The 19,529-nt window shown below is 62.8% G+C and carries 20 protein-coding genes, 2 tRNA genes and 1 other RNA gene; 3 read left to right on the top strand and 20 right to left on the bottom strand.

Going from position 1 to position 19,529, the window contains the following annotated elements:
• Positions 1–2: 2 nt before the first annotated feature.
• The 4 genes from AABB87_RS07645 to dnaX form a co-directional block, all read right to left on the bottom strand.
• Positions 3–395, bottom strand: a complete 393-nt coding sequence (locus AABB87_RS07645) for an MAPEG family protein (RefSeq protein WP_341970688.1) — start codon at positions 393–395, stop codon at positions 3–5.
• Between the two features lie 65 nt (positions 396–460).
• Positions 461–1,042, bottom strand: coding sequence for a recombination mediator RecR (recR, locus tag AABB87_RS07640; protein ID WP_341970687.1), 582 nt, complete (start codon positions 1,040–1,042; stop codon positions 461–463).
• Positions 1,043–1,181: 139 nt separating this feature from the next.
• Complete coding sequence (locus tag AABB87_RS07635; protein ID WP_058722097.1) at positions 1,182–1,508, bottom strand: YbaB/EbfC family nucleoid-associated protein; 327 nt, start codon at positions 1,506–1,508, stop codon at positions 1,182–1,184.
• Between the two features lie 52 nt (positions 1,509–1,560).
• Entirely contained in the window at positions 1,561–3,831 is a 2,271-nt protein-coding gene (dnaX, locus tag AABB87_RS07630) for a DNA polymerase III subunit gamma/tau (protein WP_341970686.1), read from the bottom strand.
• 44 nt (positions 3,832–3,875) lie between these two features.
• Between dnaX and AABB87_RS07625 the strand changes: the two genes are divergently transcribed.
• Both AABB87_RS07625 and ffs read left to right on the top strand, forming a co-directional pair.
• Positions 3,876–5,012 (top strand): AIR synthase-related protein, encoded by a 1,137-nt coding sequence (locus AABB87_RS07625; RefSeq protein WP_058719153.1) that lies wholly within the window; start codon positions 3,876–3,878, stop codon positions 5,010–5,012.
• A 55-nt stretch (positions 5,013–5,067) separates the two neighbouring features.
• Positions 5,068–5,164, top strand: an RNA gene (gene ffs / locus AABB87_RS07620) — signal recognition particle sRNA small type.
• A gap of 259 nt (positions 5,165–5,423) precedes the next feature.
• Here the strand turns inward: ffs and AABB87_RS07615 are convergent.
• The 16 genes from AABB87_RS07615 to AABB87_RS07540 all read right to left on the bottom strand — a co-directional run bounded on the left by AABB87_RS07615 (position 5,424) and on the right by AABB87_RS07540 (position 17,897).
• Positions 5,424–5,858, bottom strand: coding sequence for a rhodanese-like domain-containing protein (locus AABB87_RS07615; RefSeq protein WP_341970685.1), 435 nt, complete (start codon positions 5,856–5,858; stop codon positions 5,424–5,426).
• 60 nt (positions 5,859–5,918) lie between these two features.
• Positions 5,919–5,994, bottom strand: a tRNA-Lys gene (locus AABB87_RS07610).
• Between the two features lie 91 nt (positions 5,995–6,085).
• Positions 6,086–6,161 (bottom strand) — tRNA-Lys (locus AABB87_RS07605).
• A 53-nt stretch (positions 6,162–6,214) separates the two neighbouring features.
• Positions 6,215–7,036: a tRNA threonylcarbamoyladenosine dehydratase gene (locus AABB87_RS07600; RefSeq protein WP_341970684.1), complete on the bottom strand. Its 822-nt coding sequence runs from the start codon at positions 7,034–7,036 to the stop codon at positions 6,215–6,217.
• Positions 7,037–7,121: 85 nt separating this feature from the next.
• On the bottom strand, positions 7,122–7,904 hold the full coding sequence (gene ybgF, locus AABB87_RS07595; RefSeq protein ID WP_341970683.1) for a tol-pal system protein YbgF: 783 nt from the start codon (positions 7,902–7,904) through the stop codon (positions 7,122–7,124).
• A gap of 1 nt (position 7,905) precedes the next feature.
• Positions 7,906–8,448 (bottom strand): peptidoglycan-associated lipoprotein Pal, encoded by a 543-nt coding sequence (gene pal / locus AABB87_RS07590; RefSeq protein ID WP_341970682.1) that lies wholly within the window; start codon positions 8,446–8,448, stop codon positions 7,906–7,908.
• Positions 8,449–8,544: 96 nt separating this feature from the next.
• On the bottom strand, positions 8,545–9,861 hold the full coding sequence (gene tolB, locus AABB87_RS07585) for a Tol-Pal system beta propeller repeat protein TolB (RefSeq protein ID WP_445944844.1): 1,317 nt from the start codon (positions 9,859–9,861) through the stop codon (positions 8,545–8,547).
• Between the two features lie 361 nt (positions 9,862–10,222).
• Complete coding sequence (gene rng / locus AABB87_RS07580) at positions 10,223–11,713, bottom strand: ribonuclease G (protein WP_341970680.1); 1,491 nt, start codon at positions 11,711–11,713, stop codon at positions 10,223–10,225.
• A gap of 75 nt (positions 11,714–11,788) precedes the next feature.
• Positions 11,789–12,394, bottom strand: coding sequence for a Maf family protein (locus tag AABB87_RS07575; RefSeq protein WP_341970679.1), 606 nt, complete (start codon positions 12,392–12,394; stop codon positions 11,789–11,791).
• Between the two features lie 19 nt (positions 12,395–12,413).
• The gene (rlmH, locus tag AABB87_RS07570; protein ID WP_341970678.1) at positions 12,414–12,881 is read right to left on the bottom strand and encodes a 23S rRNA (pseudouridine(1915)-N(3))-methyltransferase RlmH; all 468 of its coding nucleotides are present in this window, start codon (positions 12,879–12,881) and stop codon (positions 12,414–12,416) included.
• 15 nt (positions 12,882–12,896) lie between these two features.
• Complete coding sequence (gene rsfS / locus AABB87_RS07565) at positions 12,897–13,703, bottom strand: ribosome silencing factor (protein WP_341970677.1); 807 nt, start codon at positions 13,701–13,703, stop codon at positions 12,897–12,899.
• Positions 13,704–13,710: 7 nt separating this feature from the next.
• Positions 13,711–14,319 carry a nicotinate-nucleotide adenylyltransferase gene (gene nadD / locus AABB87_RS07560; RefSeq protein ID WP_445944843.1) on the bottom strand — a complete coding sequence of 203 codons (609 nt, stop codon included), beginning with the start codon at positions 14,317–14,319 and terminating at the stop codon, positions 13,711–13,713.
• Complete coding sequence (gene hemF, locus AABB87_RS07555) at positions 14,316–15,251, bottom strand: oxygen-dependent coproporphyrinogen oxidase (RefSeq protein WP_341970957.1); 936 nt, start codon at positions 15,249–15,251, stop codon at positions 14,316–14,318. The genes nadD and hemF overlap by 4 nt, the downstream gene beginning before the upstream one ends.
• Before the next feature lie 2 nt (positions 15,252–15,253).
• Positions 15,254–15,898 (bottom strand): 1-acyl-sn-glycerol-3-phosphate acyltransferase, encoded by a 645-nt coding sequence (locus AABB87_RS07550; protein WP_341970675.1) that lies wholly within the window; start codon positions 15,896–15,898, stop codon positions 15,254–15,256.
• Positions 15,895–17,175 (bottom strand): phosphoribosylamine--glycine ligase, encoded by a 1,281-nt coding sequence (purD, locus tag AABB87_RS07545; protein ID WP_341970674.1) that lies wholly within the window; start codon positions 17,173–17,175, stop codon positions 15,895–15,897. The genes AABB87_RS07550 and purD overlap by 4 nt, the downstream gene beginning before the upstream one ends.
• Positions 17,172–17,897 carry a YebC/PmpR family DNA-binding transcriptional regulator gene (locus tag AABB87_RS07540; protein ID WP_058719140.1) on the bottom strand — a complete coding sequence of 242 codons (726 nt, stop codon included), beginning with the start codon at positions 17,895–17,897 and terminating at the stop codon, positions 17,172–17,174. The genes purD and AABB87_RS07540 overlap by 4 nt, the downstream gene beginning before the upstream one ends.
• An 87-nt stretch (positions 17,898–17,984) precedes the next feature.
• Here AABB87_RS07540 and AABB87_RS07535 point away from each other — a divergent pair, with 87 nt between their 5' ends.
• Positions 17,985–19,523, top strand: a complete 1,539-nt coding sequence (locus AABB87_RS07535) for a helicase HerA-like domain-containing protein (RefSeq protein WP_341970673.1) — start codon at positions 17,985–17,987, stop codon at positions 19,521–19,523.
• Positions 19,524–19,529: the final 6 nt, after the last annotated feature.

Below are 19,529 nucleotides of genomic sequence, written 5' to 3'. Positions count from 1 at the left end.
ATTCAGGCGATGAAGAACAGGGCAACGCTGCATGCCAGGCCTGCGCCCCACACCAGCGAGCGCAGCGTGGCCAGATTGGCAACGTAAAGGCCGATATAGACCACACGCGCTGCCACAAAGCCCAGCGCCAGGTTGTTCACCAACTCTTGCGGTGCATGCATTTGCTGGGCCACCAGCACGCCAGCAATGAATAGAGGCAAGGCCTCAAAGCTATTGGCCTGGGCGGCATTGGCGCGCGCCTGCCAACCGCTTTGCTTGGCCAACCAGGCACGCGGGTTGTTGTTGTCGTAGCCGTCACTGCGGCCCATGCGCGAAAAGCCCTTGGCCTTGGCCAGCAAGGCGCAAACGATGGGCAGCAAACAGGCGATCAGGATGGCGGTGTTGGCGAGGGTCATGTCGGCTCTTCAGATGGAGGGAAGGAATGACGCCTTGAAATGGCGCCCGGATTGAAGGCGGCGCCCTAACGGCGATCCACCAGGGCATGGGCGATGGTGCCCAGGTCCACATATTCCAGCTCGCTGCCCACCGGCACACCGCGCGCCAGGCGCGTGGCACGAATGCCGCGTGAACGCAGCGCCTCGGCCAACACATGGGCCGTGGCTTCGCCCTCAGCCGTGAAGCTGGTGGCCAAAATGACTTCGGTAACGCCGGCCTCCGCCGCACGCGCCAGCAACTCCGCCGCGCCGATCTGGCGCACGCCCACGCCGTCCAGCGGGCTGACACGGCCCAGCAAGACGAAGTAATAGCCTTTGTAGGAATTGCTGCGCTCCAGCGCTGCCTGATCGGCCGGCGATTCGACCACGCACAGCAAGCTGGCGTCGCGACCGGTATCGGCGCAGATATTGCACAGCGCCGTTTCACTGAAGGTGTGGCAGCGCTGGCAGTGGCCGATTTGCTCGGCCGCCGCCTGCAAGGCCAAAGCCATGCTGCGCGCACCATCGCGGTCATGCTGCAGCAGGTGGTAAGCCATGCGCTGGGCCGACTTCTGGCCCACGCCGGGCAGGCGCTTGAGCGCCTCGATCAGCTGATCAAGAACCGTCATGCGCGCCGCAACACCGCAGCGCGCTCGCAAGCACTTGCGAAGAGCCCGGTGCAACCGAAACTAGCGTCGTGGCGGCGTGGCCACGCAAGCAAGTACGCCCCATTGGCGGGGCGGCGCAGAGCGCATGAAGGCAAGGTCATCAGAAGGGGAACTTCATGCCCGGAGGCATAGGCATGCCGGCGGTCAGCTTGCCCATCTTTTGGGCGCTGACTTCTTCGGCACGGCGCACCGCATCGTTGAAAGCGGCGGCCACCAAGTCTTCCAGCATGTCTTTGTCGTCCGCCAGCAGGCTGGGGTCGATGGTGACGCGCTTGACGTCATTCTTGCAAGTCATCAAGACCTTGACCAAGCCGGCGCCGGACTGACCTTCCACCTCAACAAAAGCCAGCTCCTCCTGCGCCTTCTTAAGGTTGTCTTGCATGGCCTGGGCTTGTTTCATCAAGCCGGCGAGTTGACCCTTCATCATTTTCAATACTCCTCTAAATTCAAAAAATATGGCTCAGCAACACCCGAGGGTGTCAGTGCGCCTTGATTGAGCCCGGCACGATGCGTGCGGTCTTGAACTGAGCTAGCAACTGCTGGGCCAGCGGGTCTTTGATGACGATTTGCTCCACCGCACGCTGCTTGGCCTGGGCGGCAGCCGCATCGCGCAAGGCGGGCGAATCATGGGCCTGACCGGCCTCCATCTCGATTTGCACGCTTTGCTGCAGGCCGGCTTCCAGCGCGGCTTGCAATTTGTCGCGCAGCGCGGGTTGGCGCAGCGATTCTCGCTCGACCCGCAGGCGCCAGATCTGCATTTCACCCTGCTGCTCGAAACCCACGCACTCCGAGCGCACGGCCAGTTCACGCGTGAGGGCGGTCAAGCCCAGCGGGCGGATCAGCTCAGCCCAGCGCTCGCCCAGCGCCGTGGGCCGCAAGGGCACGTCCGCGCCTGCGGTTGACAGATAAGCATTGCGCTCGGCCGAAGAAGGCCGGACACGATCGCTGGGCGACCAGTCTTCGCCTGCAGCCTGAGCTTCGCCGTCATCATTCAAGTCCGAAGGGCCGTAGGGCCGGCTTCCGCCGCCTTCATCGTCAGCCGCCGGCGCGGCATCCAACCAGGGCGGCACATCATCCTCGGGCTCAGGCTCGGGTTTGTGCACCACCGGACGCGGACGCAGGCGTGCGCTGTGGCTGGCGTCCGCCTCGGGCGCTCGGGCGCGAAAGGCGGGCGCAGCTGGGGCTGAGGCTGAGGGCTGCTCGGGCGCCGAGACCGCAGCAGGAGCTACAGGCGCAGTAGAAGCAATAGGCGCTGCCGAGGCAATGAACGGCGGCGCAGCCGGCTCAGCCGCTTGCAAGCCGGCCGCCATCGCAACCGGCGGCAGTGCCGCTGCGGATGAGAGCGCAGTCGAAGGTGTTGGTGCCGGTTCTGAAGCAGGCTCTGGTTCGGGTTCTGGCTCAGCCTCTGGCGACGCGGCGGCAGGGGCGGTCGCGGACGTCGCGGCTGCTTGCAGCGGTGCCGCCTGCACGGACTGTGCCGACGCGTCAGCGCGTGGCGCCGGGGCATGGGCAGCGGCCGCTGAATTGCCTGCAAACGAAGCTGCGGGCGCAGCCGTTGTCGCGGCAGCTGATGCCGCAATCGGCCGAGCCACCGGACGCGCCACTGGCTTCACAAGCGACTGACCACCTGCACCAGAAGCACCCGAACCTCCCGCAGGGCGGAAGCTGAGCATGCGCAGCAAGACCATCAGCATGCCGGCATATTCGTCCGGTGCGAGGGCCAGCTCTTGTCGGCCATGCAAGGCCATGCTGTACATCAGCTGAATTTCATCGGCCGGCAGCATGGCCGACAGTCGCATGGCTTCGGCGGTATCAGGGTCGGATTCGATCAAGGCACCAGGTGCGGCCTGAGCCACAGCCATTTGCTGCAACAAGCCCGCCAAGTCCTCCAGCGTGCCGGCCGCAGACAAACCCAGGCTGCGCAGACCATCGGCCTGCGCCACCACGGCGGCGCCGTCAGCCGCAATCAAGGCGTCCAGAATCGCCACCACATGGCCGCGATCCACCGTGCCCAACATCTGGCGCACGCCCTCTTCCACCAAGCTGCCTGCACCAAAGGCAATCGCCTGATCGGTCAGCGACAGTGCATCGCGCATCGAACCGCGCGCGGCGCGGGAAATCAAGCGCAAAGAGCCCGCATCGGCCGCCACATTCTCGGCCTGCAAGACTTGCGTGAGATGACTCAGCACCGTCTGCGGCGCCATCGGCCGCAGATTGAACTGCAAGCAGCGCGACAGCACGGTGACCGGCACTTTTTGCGGGTCGGTGGTGGCGAGCACAAATTTCAAATAGTCCGGCGGCTCCTCCAGCGTCTTCAACATCGCATTGAAGGCGGTGTTCGAGAGCATGTGAACTTCGTCGATCATGTAGACCTTGAAGCGACCCATCACCGGCTTGTAGACCGACTGATCGAGCAGCTGCGAGATCTCCTCGACACCGCGATTGGAGGCCGCATCCAGCTCAACATAATCCACAAAGCGGCCGGCATCGATGTCACGGCAAGCGTCGCAAACGCCGCAAGGCGTGGCGGTGATGCCGCCCTGACCATCCGGCCCGGTGCAATTGAGGCTCTTGGCAAGGATGCGCGAGACCGTGGTCTTGCCCACGCCCCGCGTGCCGGTGAACAGATAGGCGTGATGCAGACGCTGCTGCGTCAATGCATTGGCCAAGGCCTGCACCACATGCTCCTGACCCACCAACTCTTCAAAGCTGTGGGGACGGTACTTTCGCGCGAGAACCTGGTAACTCATGCGCTGGATTCTAAAGGCTCGGACCTGACCGATAATCCAACCCCATGAGCACGCACGCCCCCTCCTCCCCCTCCTCCGCGAATGACACCCTCAGCTACGAACAAGCCGGTGTCAATTACGACCTGATCGACCCGCTGAAGATCAGCGCCCAACGCGCCGCTGCGGCCACCGGAGCCCATCTGGCCGGCCATGGTTTCAGCGAGGTGCTGGCCTCGCGCGGTGAGTCGGCCTATGTGGTTGACGTCGGCCCCTTCTACATCGCCTCTATCGTCGAGTGCCTGGGCACCAAGACCTTGGTGGCTGACGAAATGCGTCAGCTGACCGGCAAGAGCTATTACGACGGCATCGCCCAAGACACCATCGCCATGGCCGTCAACGACCTGATCACGGTCGGCGCCACACCTCTGGTTGTGCAAGCCTACTGGGCCGCCGGCGGCTCCGACTGGTTCGGCGACAAGCAGCGCGCCCAAAGCCTGGTGGAAGGCTGGAAGCGCGCCTGCGACGTTTGCCAAGTGGCTTGGGGCGGCGGCGAAACGCCCGCTCTAGCAGGCATCGTCGAAGCCGGTCGCATCGACCTGGCAGCCTCGTGCACCGGCTTGATCAACCCCAAGGAGCGCCTGTCGGTGGGTGACAAGCTGGGCGCCGGCGACGCCATCGTGCTGCTTGCCTCCAGCGGCATCCACGCCAACGGCCTGAGCTTGGCTCGCAAGCTGGTGGAGCGCCTGCCCCAAGGCTATCTGACCGAAATCGAACCCGGCCTGAGCTATGGCGATGCCCTGCTGGCGCCCACAACGCTTTACTCGCCGGTCACTGAGGCCCTGTTCAAGGCTGGCATCCAGCCCCATTACTGCGCCAACATCACCGGCCACGGCTGGCGCAAGCTGCTGCGCCACCAAGGCAAGTTCACCTACCGCATTCACACCGTGCCGCCCGTCACGCCGGTGCTGAAGTTCATGCAAGAACACGCCAAGCAGGACGACCGCGAGGCCTATTCCACGCTGAATATGGGTGCGGGCTTCGCCATCTTCGTGCCCGCAGCGGACGCTGCTCGCACGGTTGAAATTTCCAAGGCCTGTGGCATTGATGCCTGGGTGGCGGGCCAGCTGGAAGAAGGCGAAAAACAGCTGCTGATCGAGCCGCTGAACATTCGCTTCAGCGACGACGATTTGCAACTTCGCTGAAATGAACTAAGGCAATTGGCCGAGGCCGCCCTGCGCCTCGGCTACAATGTTCCTTGACGGGCCTCCTCGCATGGAAGCGCGGCCAACCGGGTCAGATGGGGAACCAAGCAGCCCTAACCGTTGTGACCAGTGCCGGGGCAAGGCTCGTCAACCCCACTTTCCCATACCCTCCCGATGGGACCAGCAGCGACTCAGCTGCTGCAACTTGGCGACATCTTTTGCGATGAATCGCCGGTGGACATTGATCTACCCCATCCAAATAGCCCCACATTACTTGCGATGCGCCAACACGGCACAGCCAGCAAGCATTCGCCAATCGGCCGCTTGGCAATTTTCCTGCCAGCCCGCACCTCGCCATCAAGCGAACCATCAAGCCCGGCACCTCAACAAAGGGGCAGGCACGGCACCGCGCTAGTTTCGGGGGCTTTCTGATGCCGCAGCCGGCTTCAATCGCTCGCGCGCCTCCCCCAAGCCGCCGTAATTCTCAAGCCTCGAATAACCGAGTTGCTTGAGTGATTCCAGAGCAATGGCAGAACGCCGCCCGGATCGGCAATACAAGACAATCTTGTCGTCCTTGGCAATATTGGACTTTGAAATCTCTTTGGCGATTTCACCGTGCTCGATATTGAGCGCACCGCTGACATGGCCCTCGGCATACTCCGCTGGGCTTCGCACATCAATAACAACATCCTTCGCCTGCGCGACAAGCGCACTGAATACAAGCGAAGCCAGCAGGACGATCTTTTTCTTAGGGCCAAGCCTCAGGCAGGACAAAGAACCAGAGCCGAACTTTAAGAGTAGAACGGCAGTAAGAGAAGAAGATGCGAAACCCAGACTCAAAATCAAATGCGCAATGAAAAAAGCACCGAGTGCTTACGCATTCGGTGCTTTGTCCATTCTTAATTTTGGTGGGCCCTGAGTGACTCGAACACTCGACCTACGGATTAAGAGTCCGCTGCTCTACCAACTGAGCTAAGAGCCCTACATTCGAATTCGTTAATTCCTTAACGTTTTCGAGCTTCACATTCTAGCATGAATTTTTTAGTATTACATACTAATTTCACACTAAATTCTGGTGGGTCGTGCGGGACTCGAACCTGCGACCTACGGATTAAAAGTCCGCTGCTCTACCAACTGAGCTAACGACCCGAACCTTGCGAAGCCTATGATTCTAATACCGAATTCATGTCGAGTGCAAGAACTTATTCAAAATTTCTTTCAAGAATCTTTTTGACCAGCTCAGCGGCCGCCGCCATGCCGAAGCTGGCGGTCACCATCACGCTGGAACCGTAGCCATGGCAGTTGAGGCTGCCGTCCACATCGCAGGCCTCGCCCTCCTCTTGCTGCGGCAGATGCACGGCCTCACGCGAGAACACGCAGGACACGCCAAGCTTGCCCTTGCGGGGCGCGGCGTATTGCTGACGCAAGCGCTGGCGCAGTGATGCAGACAAGGGGCAATGCGTCACATCCGCTAGGTCAGCCACGCTCAACAAGCTCGGCTCACGCTTACCACCAGCCGCGCCAACAGTCACATAGGGCAAGCCTTGGCTTCGCGCCCAGGCAGCCATCACCGCTTTGGCGCGCACTTGGTCACAAGCGTCGATGACGCCATCCAAACCAGCCGCCTCACCCAAGAGCCCGGGCCAGTTCGCTTCATCAACAAACTCCTCGATCACCCGCACTTGGCAGCCGGGATGAATATCGGCCACACGCAGGCGCAAGGCCTCGGCCTTGGCCATGCCAACGGTGCTTCCCAGCGCTTGCACCTGGCGATTGATATTGGACTCAGCCACCTGATCCAAGTCGATCAGCGTCAGCGAGGCAACACCGGAGCGCGCCAAGGCCTCCACCGCCCATGAACCCACGCCACCCAAGCCCACCACGACCACGTTCGCATTGCGAAGCCGGGTATAGGCCGAAGCGCCATAGAGCCGGCGCAAGCCGCCGAAGCGGCGTTCCGCGTCGGCGGCATCAAGAGGATCCTGGTCCAGGCTGGCGGCGGTCATCACATGAGATTCAAGCATGGCTGGATTTTAGTGGCGCACAAAAGAAAGGGCCCTGCATGCAGGGCCCTTGAAAGCATTTTTGACGCTGGCGAGCAGCGCTTGATCAACGCAGAGAAGCCATGCGCTCCTTGGCAGCCTTGGCAGCCTCGCTACCGGGATAGGCCTTGATCAGGTCCTCCAGGCTGCGGCGGGCTGCCTTGGCGTCCTTCAGCTCGATCTGGCAGTTCGCCAGAGCCAACAAGGCTTCAGCGGCACGCGGATGCTCGGGGTTACCGGAGATGAAGGCCTTGAAGGTGGCAATCGCCTCTTTGTAGTCGCGCTTGCCATACAGGGCATTGCCCAGCCAGAAACGCACCGAATCGCTGTAGCCGCTGGCCGGGAAGCGCTTGCCGAAGCTGGCGAAGGCGTTGGCAGCCTCGGCGAAATCGCCGCGTCGCACCAAGCCCATGGCCGCGTCGTACTGGCGGCGCTCTTCCGGATCGACCTGAAACTCGCGGCCATCCAGGCTGACCTTTTGCGGCTCCAGCGGTTTCAAGCGCGAGTCCAGGGCCTGCGCCTGGTCGTTCAGCTTGCGCTGCGTTTCCGACAGGTCACGCGCCAGCTGTTCGTTCTGGCCGCGCAGCTTGGCAATCTCGCTGCGCAAGACATCGATCTGCGCATTCAGATCCAGCACGCTGCGCCGCAGAGGCTCCACCTGGTTTTGCAACTGGGTGTTCATCTGACGCTGCGCATCCTCGCTCTGCTGAGCACGGGTACGCAACTCGATGATGGCCTTGCGAGCATCCTCGTCTTCAAACAAGCCGGCATTGGCCGGCAAGCTCAGCGAGCAAGCCGCCGCCAGCGCCAGCATCAATGCCAATGACCCGCGCGAACGCAGCAAGCTCATTTCACTTGTCCTTCAGCTCAACGCGGCGATTCTTCGCCCATGCGGCTTCGTCGTGGCCGGCGTCAGCAGCACGCTCTTTGCCGAAGCTGACGGCTTCAACCTGGTTGGCATTCACGCCCAGCAGAGTCAGCGACTTGGCCACGGCCTCGGCGCGCTTCTGGCCCAGGGCCAGGTTGTACTCACGGCCGCCGCGCTCGTCGGTGTGACCTTCCAGGTTCAAAGCCAGCTTGCGGTCGTTGTTCAGGCGCTTGGCGTGCGCGTCGATCAGGCCGCGGTTGTCTTCCTTGACGGTGTAGCTGTCAAAGTCGAAATACACCACACGTTGATTGGCCACGGCAGCGGTCAGCTGGGCGCCCAGGTCCACGGTCTTCACGGTGGACTCAGCCATGGGCTGGGTGTTGGCTGTATTGCTAGTGGCAGCCGTAACGGGGCGGGTCTCGACGGGTGCCGGCTCATCCAGCTTGACGGCGGAACCGCAGCCAACCAGCGCAGCGGCGGCCAGCAGAGACAGGGCATAGCGACTCAGATTCGCGTTCAGTTTCATTGAAAACACTCCTTTTTATATTCGCAAGCAATTGCGGTCAGTGATTAAGCGCCCCAAACAGGGCTGAAAAAAATGGAACAGGTGATGGATGCACCATCAACGCGTGAACGGACCCCACACAGGCTCGCGCACATCGGCCAAGCTGGAAATCAGCTTGGCCTTGATTTTGCCGTCGAGCGTGCTGGTCATCAGCACATCGCGACCGGCCGCGCGGGTCGCGTAAACCAGCAAGCGGCCGTTGGGTGAGAAGCTGGGGCTCTCATCATCATTGCTGTCGCTGATCTGCTGCACCACGCCGCTAGCCAGATCCATCACGCAAAGGCGGAACGCACCGCCACCCAAACGAGTGATATAGGCCATACTGCGGCCGTCCGGGCTGATGGCGGGGCTGATGTTATAGGCACCGCTGAAGGTCACGCGCTCGGCGCCACCACCGGCCAAGGCCATGCGGTAGATCTGCGGGCTGCCACCACGGTCACTGACGAAGTAGAGCGAGCGGCCATCGGGCGAGAACGCTGCCTCGGTGTCGATGGCCGAGCTTTGCGTCAGGCGACGCAAACCACCGCCGTCGCGATTCATGATGAAGAGTTGTGAGCCGCCCTCGCGCGACAGCGTCAGCACCACCTGCTGACCATCGGGCGAAAAAGTCGGCGCGCTATTGCTGCCACGGAAGTCGGCCAGGACGCGGCGCTTGCCGGTGGACAAGTCTTGAATCCAGACCACGGCCTTGCGAGCCTCGAAGGACACATAAGCCAACTCGCGGCCTGACGGTGACCAGGCCGGTGAGATGATGGGGTCAGGGCTTGCCAAGGCCACTTGGCCACCCTCGCCGTCCGAATCGGTGATGCGCAAGGCGTAGCGGCCGCCGGCCTTGGTGACATAAGCCATGCGGGTGGCGAAGACGCCGCGCTCACCGGTCAGCTTTTGGTAAATGGTGTCGGCAATGCGGTGCGCAGCTAGGCGCACGTCTTCGGGCGTCACCGCATGGGCTTCGCTAGCTATATCCTGGCCCTTGACCACATCCCACAACTTAAAACGCAGGTCGATGCGGCCATCCGCCAAACGGTTGGCCGAGCCGGCCGCCAAGGCGTCCGCATTGCGGCCACGCCATTCGCTCCAGGCGGGCGAGGATGTCTCCGACAGGCCTGCAGGCGCATCAATGATGCGGAACTGGCCACTGCGCTCTAGGTCGGCGCGAATGATGGCCGCCACGGCTTGGCCGCTGCGAGACTCATCGCGGAATTCAGGCAGGGCAATCGGGATTTGGCTGCCGCCAACGCCGGAAATATCGACGCGGAACTGAGCTTGCGCAGGCCGGGCAAAGGTCGCCAATGAAAGCGCTGCGGTACTCGCCAAGCCGCCCAAAGCGGCGCGCCGTGACAAGAAGAAATTTTGAGGAGAACGGAATGTCATGCAGGGATGTTTGCGGGGCCAGGTGAACAATCCGGTTCAAACCACCGGCGGCGACAACACTCGCTATTCTGCACCAGCATGGCAAACACACAGCTTTCGCTTGTATCAGCCTGTGGCCGAGTCGTGTGGCCAGCCCCAGCCCATGCGGCCAGCCTCAACGCTCACCATTATCGCCCCCGTGCGGAAACCAAAGTTACGGGCTTGGTGCCGAATATGTAGGCGCTTTGTACCTAAGCCCAAAAGATGCCGACCAGCGGCAGAGTTTGGAGGACTCGGTTTGTCACCTCGACCGCATCCAGCAACGGCCTGCCTGCCCGGGAAGCGCGGACGGACGGACGGACGCGCGGACGCGCGGCCAACACTACATCAGCACGATGTCGTAATGCTCGGTCTGGTTCGAGGGCTCGGCCGTCAGAGAGATCGGCTTGCCGATGAAGTCCGACAAACCCGCCAGATGCTGGCTCTCTTCATCCAGCAGCATCTCCACCACGTTCGCCGCTGCCACGATGCGGAACTCCTTGGGCGAGAACTGGCGTGCCTCGCGCAGGATCTCGCGCATGATGTCGTAGCAGACGGTGCGGGCTGTTTTGACCTGTCCTCGACCTTCGCAAGTCGGGCAAGGCTCACACAGCATGCGTGACAGCGATTCCCGCGTGCGCTTACGCGTCATCTCTACCAAGCCCAGCTGGGTGAAGCCGCCCAAGGTGACCTTGGTGCGGTCCTTGGCCAACTGCTTGCGGAATTCACTCAGCACGGCTGATTTGTGCTCGTCCCGCGTCATGTCGATGAAGTCGACAATGATGATGCCGCCCAGATTGCGCAGGCGCAGTTGACGCGCGATGGTGCCGGCAGCTTCCAAATTGGTCTTGAAAATGGTGTCGTCAAAATTGCGCGCACCGACGAAGCCACCGGTATTGACGTCAATGGTGGTCATGGCCTCGGTCTGATCAAAGATCAGATAGCCGCCCGACTTCAAGTCCACCCGCCGCGCCATCGCCCGGCCAATCTCGGCATCGATATTGTTGAGGTCGAAGATCGGCCGCTCGCCGCGGTAATGCTCCAGCTTGGCGGTGGCCGCCGGCATGAAGGTTTCGCCAAAACCATGCAAGACATCGAACTGCAGCTTGGAGTCGATGCGGATGGAACCGGTGTGCTCGTTGACCAAATCGCGCAGTACCCGCTCCACCAAGCTCAGGTCTTGATGCAGCAAGCTGGCCGGGGGCGAATTGAAGGCCTTTTCACGGATGCGGCTCCAGGCCCGGCGCAGATAGGCAATGTCGGCACCCAGCTCTTCGTCACTGGCGTCTTCGGCATTGGTGCGCAGAATGAAGCCACCGCCGCCGCCGTCTTCGGGCTTGCCCACCAAGGCCTGCACCCGGCTGCGCAAGGCTTCACGCGCCTCGGGCGAGCCAATCTTTTGCGAGATGCCGATGTGATCGTCCTGCGGCAAAAACACCAGCATGCGACCGGCGATGCTGATTTGCGACGACAGGCGCGCGCCCTTGGTGCCGATGGGGTCCTTGATGACCTGCACGGTCAAGGTCTGACCCTCGAACAAGAGCCGCTCAATCGGCGTGGCCACACCCGCTTCGGCATGGTGATTGCTGCGGTGCTGGCCGGTGGCGCCGGCCACGTAGAGATCGGCCACGTGCAAAAACGCGGCTCGCTCCAGGCCGATGTCAATGAAGGCGGACTGCATGCCGGGCAAAACCCGCGCCACTTTGCCGAGGTAGACATTGCCCACCAGGCCGCGCTCCAGGGTGCGCTCGACATGAAGCTCCTGCACCGCGCCGTTTTCGACCACGGCAACGCGGGTCTCCTGGGGCGTCCAGTTGATCAGAATATCTTCCATGGGCTCTCGAACCTTGAATGCTGTCGTTTGCCCGGCGTCCATGCGATGCGCGGGCAGACGACAAAATTCACTTCATCAAAAATGCAAACAGAATTGCTTGAGCAACTGTGCCGTCTCGAACAGCGGCAAGCCCATGATGCCTGAATAGCTGCCCTCGATGCGAGAAATCCAGGCTGCGGCCTGACTTTGAATCGCGTAAGCACCGGCTTTGCCAAAAGGCTCACCGCTGGCCACATAGCGGCGCAATTGCTCGGAGCCGACCTCGGCAAAGTCCACCGTCGACACGCTCAGGCCAGCCGCCTGCTGCGTCGGCAAGCCCACGGCCACGGCAGTGATGACGCGGTGACGCCGCCCAGCCAGCAGCTCCAGGGTTTGCAAGGCCTCATCGGCGTCCAGCGGCTTGCCCAGGATTTGCCTATCCAGCGCCACCGTCGTGTCCGAGCACAACACCGGCGCCAGCGGCAAGCCGCGTGCTTCCCGGCGCGCCAGCGCCGCCGCCAGCTTGGCCTGCGTCACCCGGGCCACATAGGCCTCGGGGTCTTCGTCAGGCAGCACCAATTCCAGCGCTTCGGCGTCTTCCTCGGGGCCGGGCAGCAGCAGCTCGTAGCGCACACCCAGCTGCTCAAGCAACTGGCGGCGGCGCGGGCTTTGCGATGCCAGGTAGATGAATTCAAACGACATGGCGTGCGCTGACCTTTTCTTATTCGCGGTGATAGGGGTGGCCGGTCATCACCGTCCAGGCCCGGTACAAGCCTTCGGCCAGCAAGACGCGGGCAAAGGCATGGGGCAAGGTCAGGTCAGACAGGCGCAGGGTTTCATCGGCCGAGGCTTTGAGGGCGGGCGCCAGCCCGTCCGGGCCGCCGATGATCAAGGCCACATCGCGGCCATCACCCATCCACAGCTTCATGCGCTCGGCCAGCTGCATGCTGGTGCGGCGCTCGCCGCGTTCATCCAGGATGACGCGGCGCACGCCCTTGGGCAGGGCGGCCTCAATGCGGGCAGCTTCGGCAGTCATCAACTGCTCCGCCGTTTTGCTGCCACGCGTCTCGGCTTTCACCGCTTTCAACTCCAGGCGCATCTCGGGTGGGAAGCGCTTGGCGAAGTCCTCATACGCACTATCGGCCCAGGCCGGCTGACGCTGGCCCACGGCCACCAAATACAAACGCATGAGCTAGACCGTCGATCAGCCGCGCGGCGCTGCCTTCTTGGCTGCCGGCTTCTTGACTGCAGCAGCCTTGGTGGCGGCGGGCTTCTTGGCGGCAGCGGCCTTCACGGCGGGCTTGGCGGCTGCCTTCACAGCCGTTTTGGCTGCAGGCTTGGCGGTCGACTTCGCGGCAGGACGCTTCACCGCTGCCGTTTTGGCGGAAGCGGACTTGACGGCAGCCTTCTTGGTAGCGGGCTTGGGCGCGCCGACCTTGATGACCTTGTCCACCGGGGTCTTGACGCCCACGGTGCGAGTCACACCCTTCTTGGCCACGACCTTCTTGGCCGCAGGCTTGGCTTCAGACGCCGCCGTCTTCTTGGCAGCAGGCTTCTTGACCGGCAATTTCACCGGGCCCTTGAGTGCTTCTTCCTTGGCGCTGGCGCGGACCTTCTTCTTAGGCGCGGCTTCGTCGTCGGAGGCCTTGACCAGCTTGGTCTCGCCATCGTTCAACTTCATGCTGACCAGCTTGCCGCCCCAGATTTCTTCCAGGTGGTAGTAGTCACGGATGGCCGGCTGCATCACGTGCACAACGGCAGCGCCGCAGTCCACGATGATCCATTCGCCATTCTCTTCGCCCTCGCAGCGCAGCACTTGCATGCCGCGTTCCTTGACGGTCACGCGCACGCTGGAGGCCAAGGCCTTGGTCTGGCGATTGCTGGTGCCCGAGGCGATGATGACGCGCTCGAACAGCGGCGACAGGTGCTCGGTGTTGAAGACCAGAATGTTCTGGGCCTTCACATCTTCCAAACCATCGACGATGGCGCGTTGCAACTTACGAATGTCCATTCAGGTATTACTCACTGTAGAGACGGTGCTGGGCAATATACCCCGCGACCGCATTGCCCACCAAGGGGCGGATGTCCTCAGCGCGGGCAGCCATCTCGCGCACTTGGGTTGATGAAATGCACAACTCTGGCATCGCCAGCTTGTGAACTTTTTGCAGCAATGCTGGCTCCTCTGCCAGCATCTCGGCCGAAGCCTGAATTTCTTGACCCGCACGTGCAGCCACCGCCACCGTCACCAGGCCCACCAAGGCGCGCCATTCGCGCCAGGTGTGCAAGCGCGCGAACTGGTCCTGGCCAATCACCAGGAACAACTCATCACCCGGATGCGCCGCCAGCCGCCCGCGCACGGTGTCGATGGTGAAGCTGGCGCCGTCACGCACCAACTCACTGTCGTCCACCGCAAAACGCGGCTCGCCCGCTACCATCAGCTCCACCATGGCTCGCCGGTGTTCGGGCGAGGCCAGGCCGCGCCCGGTTTTCTGCCAGGGCCGCCCGGCGGGCAGCCACAGCAGCTGGTCAAGCTGCAACTGATCCAGCGCGCAATGCGCCAGGCTCAGATGCGCGAGATGAACAGGATCAAAACTGCCACCGAACAAGCCCGTCCGTGTGGCACTCACAACCATAAATGGGTGGCCGGTTCATGCGCCCAGTCGCGCGGCCGCAGGAAGTCGCTATACAGCTTGGACTCTTGCGTGCCGTCTTCGGGCGCCCACTGATAACGCCATTTCACCACGGGTGGCATGGACATCAGAATCGACTCGGTGCGCCCGCCCGATTGCAGGCCGAACAAAGTGCCGCGGTCAAACACCAGATTGAACTCGACATAGCGGCCCCGGCGGTAGGCCTGGAAGTCGCGCTCGCGCTCGGTGTAGGCCAAGCCCTGGCGGCGCTCAACGATGGGCAGATAGGCCGGCACAAAGGCATCACCCACATCGCGCAGCATGGCAAAGGCGGCGTCAAAACCGCCCTCTGCGTAGTCATCAAAAAAGATGCCGCCAATGCCGCGCGGCTCATTGCGATGCTTCAAGAAGAAGTACTCATCACACCAGGTCTTGAAGCGCGGATAGAGCTCCTCGCCATGGGGCTTGAGTGCTTGCTCGCACACGCGGTGGAAGTGTTGGGCATCGCGCTCGAAGCCGTAATACGGCGTCAAGTCCATGCCGCCGCCGAACCACACCACCGGCGGCGCATCCGCCGGCAAGGCCGCAAACATGCGCACATTCATATGCACCGTAGGCACAAAAGGATTGTGCGGATGGATCACCAGCGACACACCCATGGCCTCAAACGGTGCACCCGCCAGCTCCGGCCGATGCTGGGTGGCCGAAGGCGGCAAGACCCGACCCCGCACATGCGAGAAATTGACGCCACCGCGCTCAATCACCGCGCCACCTTCGATCAGGCGCGACAAGCCATCGCCTTCCAGGCGGCCGCCGGGCTCGCGTGTCCAGCCGTCACTGATGAAGTCGCCGCCATCGGCTTTTTGCAAGGCCGCGACGATGTTCGCCTGCAGATCAAGCAGGTACTCGCGCACGAGTTGGGTGTTCATCGTCATGATTTCATCCTTATCGGACTGGCCAGCGCCGGATTAAAGCCGTGCTGGGCGCTGAAAGTCTGCGCCATCAGCGCGAGGTCGGTGGCCGGATCGCCACCCGGCAGCATGAACTGCCGCAGGCAAATGGTTTTGCTGGCGTAGTCGAAATAAGCCAAGCCTGCCGGCACCTGGGCCTGTAGCGCCACCTGATAGGCGCCGGAGCGCCAGCCCTTGGCCAGCGAGCGCGTGCCCTCGGGCGCCATCGCCAGCCAGTACATCTCGCCGCGAGCCTGCGCCGCCAGCATGTCTTGCACGGTGTCGCTCACCAGGCCTTGCGGGCTGTCGCGCCGCACCGCCACACCACCCAGCCAGCGCACCCAGGCGCCGAACAGGGGCAGGCGGAACAAACTGTCCTTGGCCCAGAAACGCAGCTGCAATCCCAAGGCCCATTTGGCCAGAATACCGACCACGAAATCCCAGTTCGAGGTGTGCGGATAGACCAGAATCACGCCCTGTTTGCTCGGCAAGCCGTCAAATTCCAGGCGCCAGCCGGCCAGGCGCAGCAGGCACTGCGCCCAGAGGCTGCCCTGCAAACGCAGTTGCTGGGGGCTGTCGGCCGCCGCGAACAAGCGCGGCTGGGGCAGAGCGTCGCGTCCGCTCAACGTTTCACCGCGCGGTGTCCGATGTCCTGGCGGTACTGCTTGCCTTCGAACTGGATATTGACCAGCGACTCATAAGCCAAGGCCTGCGCCTTGCGCACCGACTCGCCCAGGGCGGTCACGCACAAGACCCGCCCGCCCGAGGTGCGCAGTTGACCGTCCACCTCAGCGGTACCGGCGTGGAAGACCATATGGTCTTCGGCATCGGCCGGCAGGCCGGTGATGGCATCACCCTTGCGCGGTGACAGCGGATAGCCGCCGGCCGCCATCACCACGCCCAAGGCGACGCGGCGATCCCATTGCAGCTCGACTTGATCCAGCGTTCCATCCGTGGCGTGCAGCAGCACTTCCAGCAGATCACTCTTGAGCCGCATCATGATGGGCTGCGTCTCGGGGTCGCCCATGCGGGTATTGAACTCCACCGTGCGCGGCTGACCTTGCGCATCGATCATCAGGCCGGCGTAGAGGAAGCCGGTGAAGGGAATACCGTCACGCGCCATGCCTTGGATGGTGGGCATGATGATTTCATGCATGGCCTTGGCGTGCACATTGGGCGTGACCACCGCGGCGGGCGAGTAAGCGCCCATGCCGCCGGTGTTCGGGCCTTCGTCGCCGTCCAGCAAGCGCTTGTGATCCTGGCTGGTGGCCAGGGACACCACATTCTTGCCGTCGCACAAGACGATGAAGCTGGCTTCCTCGCCTTGCAGGAATTGCTCGATCACAACCCGCGCACCACCTTCGTTGTGCACCACGCCCAGCTTGTTGTCGGCCAGGATCCAGTCGATCGCCTCATGCGCCTCGGCCAGGGTCATGGCCACAACCACGCCCTTGCCGGCTGCCAGGCCGTCGGCCTTGATGACGATGGGCGCGCCCTTGGCGTCAACATAAGCATGGGCCGCGGCCACATCGCTGAAGACCTCGTACTCGGCCGTCGGGATGGCGTGGCGCTTCATAAAGTCTTTGGCGAAGGCCTTGGACGACTCCAGCTGCGCGGCCGCCTTGGTGGGGCCAAAAATGCGCAAGCCACGGGCGCGGAACTCGTCCACCACGCCGGCTGCCAGATAGGCCTCGGGGCCGACCACGGTCAGCGCGATCTTGTTCTCAGTCGCGAAATCGGCCAGCGCCTTCACATCGGTGATGGGCACGTTCTTGAGACGCGGGTCACGCGCCGTGCCGCCGTTGCCGGGGGCCACAAACACCTGGCTGACCCGTTCGGCTTGCGCCAGCTTCCATGCCAGCGCATGTTCGCGCCCGCCATTACCCAGAACCAGAACCTTCATTCGTTGATGCTCGCATTGTGGAAAACGTCTTGCACGTCATCCAGGTCTTCCAGCACGTCGAGCAGCTTTTGCATGCGCGTCGCGTCCTCACCCGTCAGCTCGATGGTGTTCTCGGCTCGCATGGTGACACCGGCGATTTCCGCCGTCAGCCCTGCTGCCTCGAGCGCGTCCTTGACCGCTTCGAATTCAAACGGGGCGGTCAGCACCTCGATGGCGCCGTCGTCGTCGGTGATCACATCCTCGGCGCCGGCTTCCAGCGCCACTTCCATGATCTTGTCCTCATCGCTGCCGGGCGCAAACACCAGTTGGCCGCAATGCTTGAACTGGAAGGACACCGAACCGTCGGTGCCCAGATTGCCACCATGCTTGCTGAAGGCATGACGCACTTCGGCCACGGTGCGAACCTTGTTGTCCGTCATCGTGTCGATGATGATGGCTGCACCACCGATGCCATAGCCTTCGTAGCGGTTTTCTTCGTAGTTCACGCCATCGAGATTGCCGGAGGCCTTGTCGATGTTGTACTTGATGCGATCGGCGGGCATATTGGCGCCCTTGGCCTTGTCCACTGCCAAACGCAGACGCGGGTTGTCCTTGATATCAGGTCCACCGTGGCGTGCCGCCACCGTGATTTCGCGAATGATGCGAGTCCAGATCTTGCCGCGCTTCTCGTCTTGCCGGCCCTTGCGATGCTGAATATTGGCCCATTTGGAATGACCCGCCATATGGCTCCTGCTCCTGCTGCAGAGGCACAAAGGCCCTGCACTTTAGTTGGTTAGACTGCGATTTTAGCTTTGCGCGACGCACCCACCATGTCCGACCCGATTCTGCTGGCCCGCCACGCCACCGTTGAGTGCTTTTTGCTGCCCGCCCTGGCCAACCGCCACGGCCTGATCACCGGCGCCACCGGCACCGGCAAAACCATCAGCCTGCAGACCCTGGCGGAGAGCTTCAGCCGCCTGGGCGTGCCGGTTTTCATGGCCGACGTGAAGGGCGACCTGACCGGCATCTCGCAGACCGGCGCGCCCTCCGCCAAGCTCTTGGCCACGCTGAAAGAGCGCGGCATCGAGCCCCCGACACCGTTGGCCTGTCCCACCACCTTGTGGGATGTGTTTGGCGAGCAGGGCCATCCGGTGCGCGCCACTGTGTCCGACATGGGCCCGCTGCTGCTGGCCCGAATGCTGGACCTGAACGAGACCCAGCAAGGCGTCTTGCAAATGGTGTTCAAGATCGCCGACGACAACGGCTTGCTGCTGCTGGACCTCAAAGACCTGCGCGCCATGCTGCAGTATGTGGGCGACAACGCCAGCCAGTTCACCACCCAGTACGGCAATGTCTCGGCCGCCAGCGTTGGCGCCATTCAGCGCGGCCTGCTGCAGATCGAAACCCAGGGTGGCGACAAATTCTTCGGCGAGCCCATGCTCAATATTGCCGACTTCATGCAGACCGAGCGCAGTGCGGGTGTGATCAACATCCTTGCCGCCGACAAGTTGATGAACGCGCCGCGCCTCTACGCCACCTTTTTGCTGTGGATGCTGAGCGAGCTGTTCGAGCAATTGCCCGAGGTGGGCGACCTGGACAAGCCCAAGCTGGTGTTCTTCTTCGACGAAGCCCATCTGCTGTTCAAGGATGCACCCGCCGCCCTGGTCGAGCGCATTGAGCTGGTCGTGCGCCTGGTCCGCTCCAAGGGCGTGGGCGTCTATTTCGTGACCCAAAACCCGCTGGACATTCCCGACACCGTGCTGGGCCAGCTGGGCAACCGCGTCCAGCACACCCTGCGCGCCTTCACCCCGCGTGACCAAAAAGCCGTCAAGGCGGCGGCCGAAACCATGCGACCCAACCCGGGTCTGGATGTAGCAGCCGCCATCACCGAGCTGGGCGTGGGCGAAGCCCTGGTCAGCCTGCTGGATGAGAAAGGCCGGCCCAGCGTGACCGAGCGGGTGTTTGTGCTGCCACCGGGCAGCCAGATCGGCCCGATCAGCGCCGAGCAGCGCCTGCAGCTGATTCAAGGCTCGCTGGTAGCCGGGGTCTACGAAAAGATGGTGGACCGGGAATCGGCCTTCGAAAAGCTCAAGGGCCGGGTGGATGGCAAGGGCGGCGCGGCCGGCCAAGCAACAGCGCCCGGCGCCCCCGGCACCGCGGCACCCGGCGCCGCAGAAGACGAGGGCTGGCTGGGTGGCTTGAAAGACGTCCTATTCGGCAGCACCGGCCCGCGCGGCGGCAGGCATGAGGGCTTGGCCCAGGCGGCCGCCAAATCGGCCATCCGCTCGATGAGTTCCACGGCGGGGCGCGAGATCATTCGCGGTGTGCTGGGCAGCATTCTGGGTGGTGGCGGTAGCCGTCGCCGCTGAAGGTTG

This window comes from Roseateles sp. PN1 (assembly GCF_038419725.1).
In the GTDB taxonomy this organism is placed as follows: domain Bacteria; phylum Pseudomonadota; class Gammaproteobacteria; order Burkholderiales; family Burkholderiaceae_C; genus Paucibacter_A.
The sequence above is the reverse complement of the archived record's forward strand: the minus strand, read 5'-3'. Positions and strand labels throughout refer to the sequence as shown.

Bases quoted from the DNA above. Each gene is read 5' to 3' on its own strand.
- AABB87_RS07645 (WP_341970688.1), bottom strand. From the start codon at position 395: ATGACCCTCGCCAACACCGCCATCCTGATCGCCTGTTTGCTGCCCATC.
- recR (WP_341970687.1), bottom strand. From the start codon at position 1,042: ATGACGGTTCTTGATCAGCTGATCGAGGCGCTCAAGCGCCTGCCCGGC.
- AABB87_RS07635 (WP_058722097.1), bottom strand. From the start codon at position 1,508: ATGATGAAGGGTCAACTCGCCGGCTTGATGAAACAAGCCCAGGCCATG.
- dnaX (WP_341970686.1), bottom strand. From the start codon at position 3,831: ATGAGTTACCAGGTTCTCGCGCGAAAGTACCGTCCCCACAGCTTTGAA.
- AABB87_RS07625 (WP_058719153.1), top strand. From the start codon at position 3,876: ATGAGCACGCACGCCCCCTCCTCCCCCTCCTCCGCGAATGACACCCTC.
- AABB87_RS07600 (WP_341970684.1), bottom strand. From the start codon at position 7,036: ATGCTTGAATCTCATGTGATGACCGCCGCCAGCCTGGACCAGGATCCT.
- ybgF (WP_341970683.1), bottom strand. From the start codon at position 7,904: ATGAGCTTGCTGCGTTCGCGCGGGTCATTGGCATTGATGCTGGCGCTG.
- pal (WP_341970682.1), bottom strand. From the start codon at position 8,448: ATGAAACTGAACGCGAATCTGAGTCGCTATGCCCTGTCTCTGCTGGCC.
- tolB (WP_445944844.1), bottom strand. From the start codon at position 9,861: ATGACATTCCGTTCTCCTCAAAATTTCTTCTTGTCACGGCGCGCCGCT.
- rng (WP_341970680.1), bottom strand. From the start codon at position 11,713: ATGGAAGATATTCTGATCAACTGGACGCCCCAGGAGACCCGCGTTGCC.
- AABB87_RS07575 (WP_341970679.1), bottom strand. From the start codon at position 12,394: ATGTCGTTTGAATTCATCTACCTGGCATCGCAAAGCCCGCGCCGCCGC.
- rlmH (WP_341970678.1), bottom strand. From the start codon at position 12,881: ATGCGTTTGTATTTGGTGGCCGTGGGCCAGCGTCAGCCGGCCTGGGCC.
- rsfS (WP_341970677.1), bottom strand. From the start codon at position 13,703: ATGGACATTCGTAAGTTGCAACGCGCCATCGTCGATGGTTTGGAAGAT.
- hemF (WP_341970957.1), bottom strand. From the start codon at position 15,251: ATGAACACCCAACTCGTGCGCGAGTACCTGCTTGATCTGCAGGCGAAC.
- purD (WP_341970674.1), bottom strand. From the start codon at position 17,175: ATGAAGGTTCTGGTTCTGGGTAATGGCGGGCGCGAACATGCGCTGGCA.
- AABB87_RS07540 (WP_058719140.1), bottom strand. From the start codon at position 17,897: ATGGCGGGTCATTCCAAATGGGCCAATATTCAGCATCGCAAGGGCCGG.
- AABB87_RS07535 (WP_341970673.1), top strand. From the start codon at position 17,985: ATGTCCGACCCGATTCTGCTGGCCCGCCACGCCACCGTTGAGTGCTTT.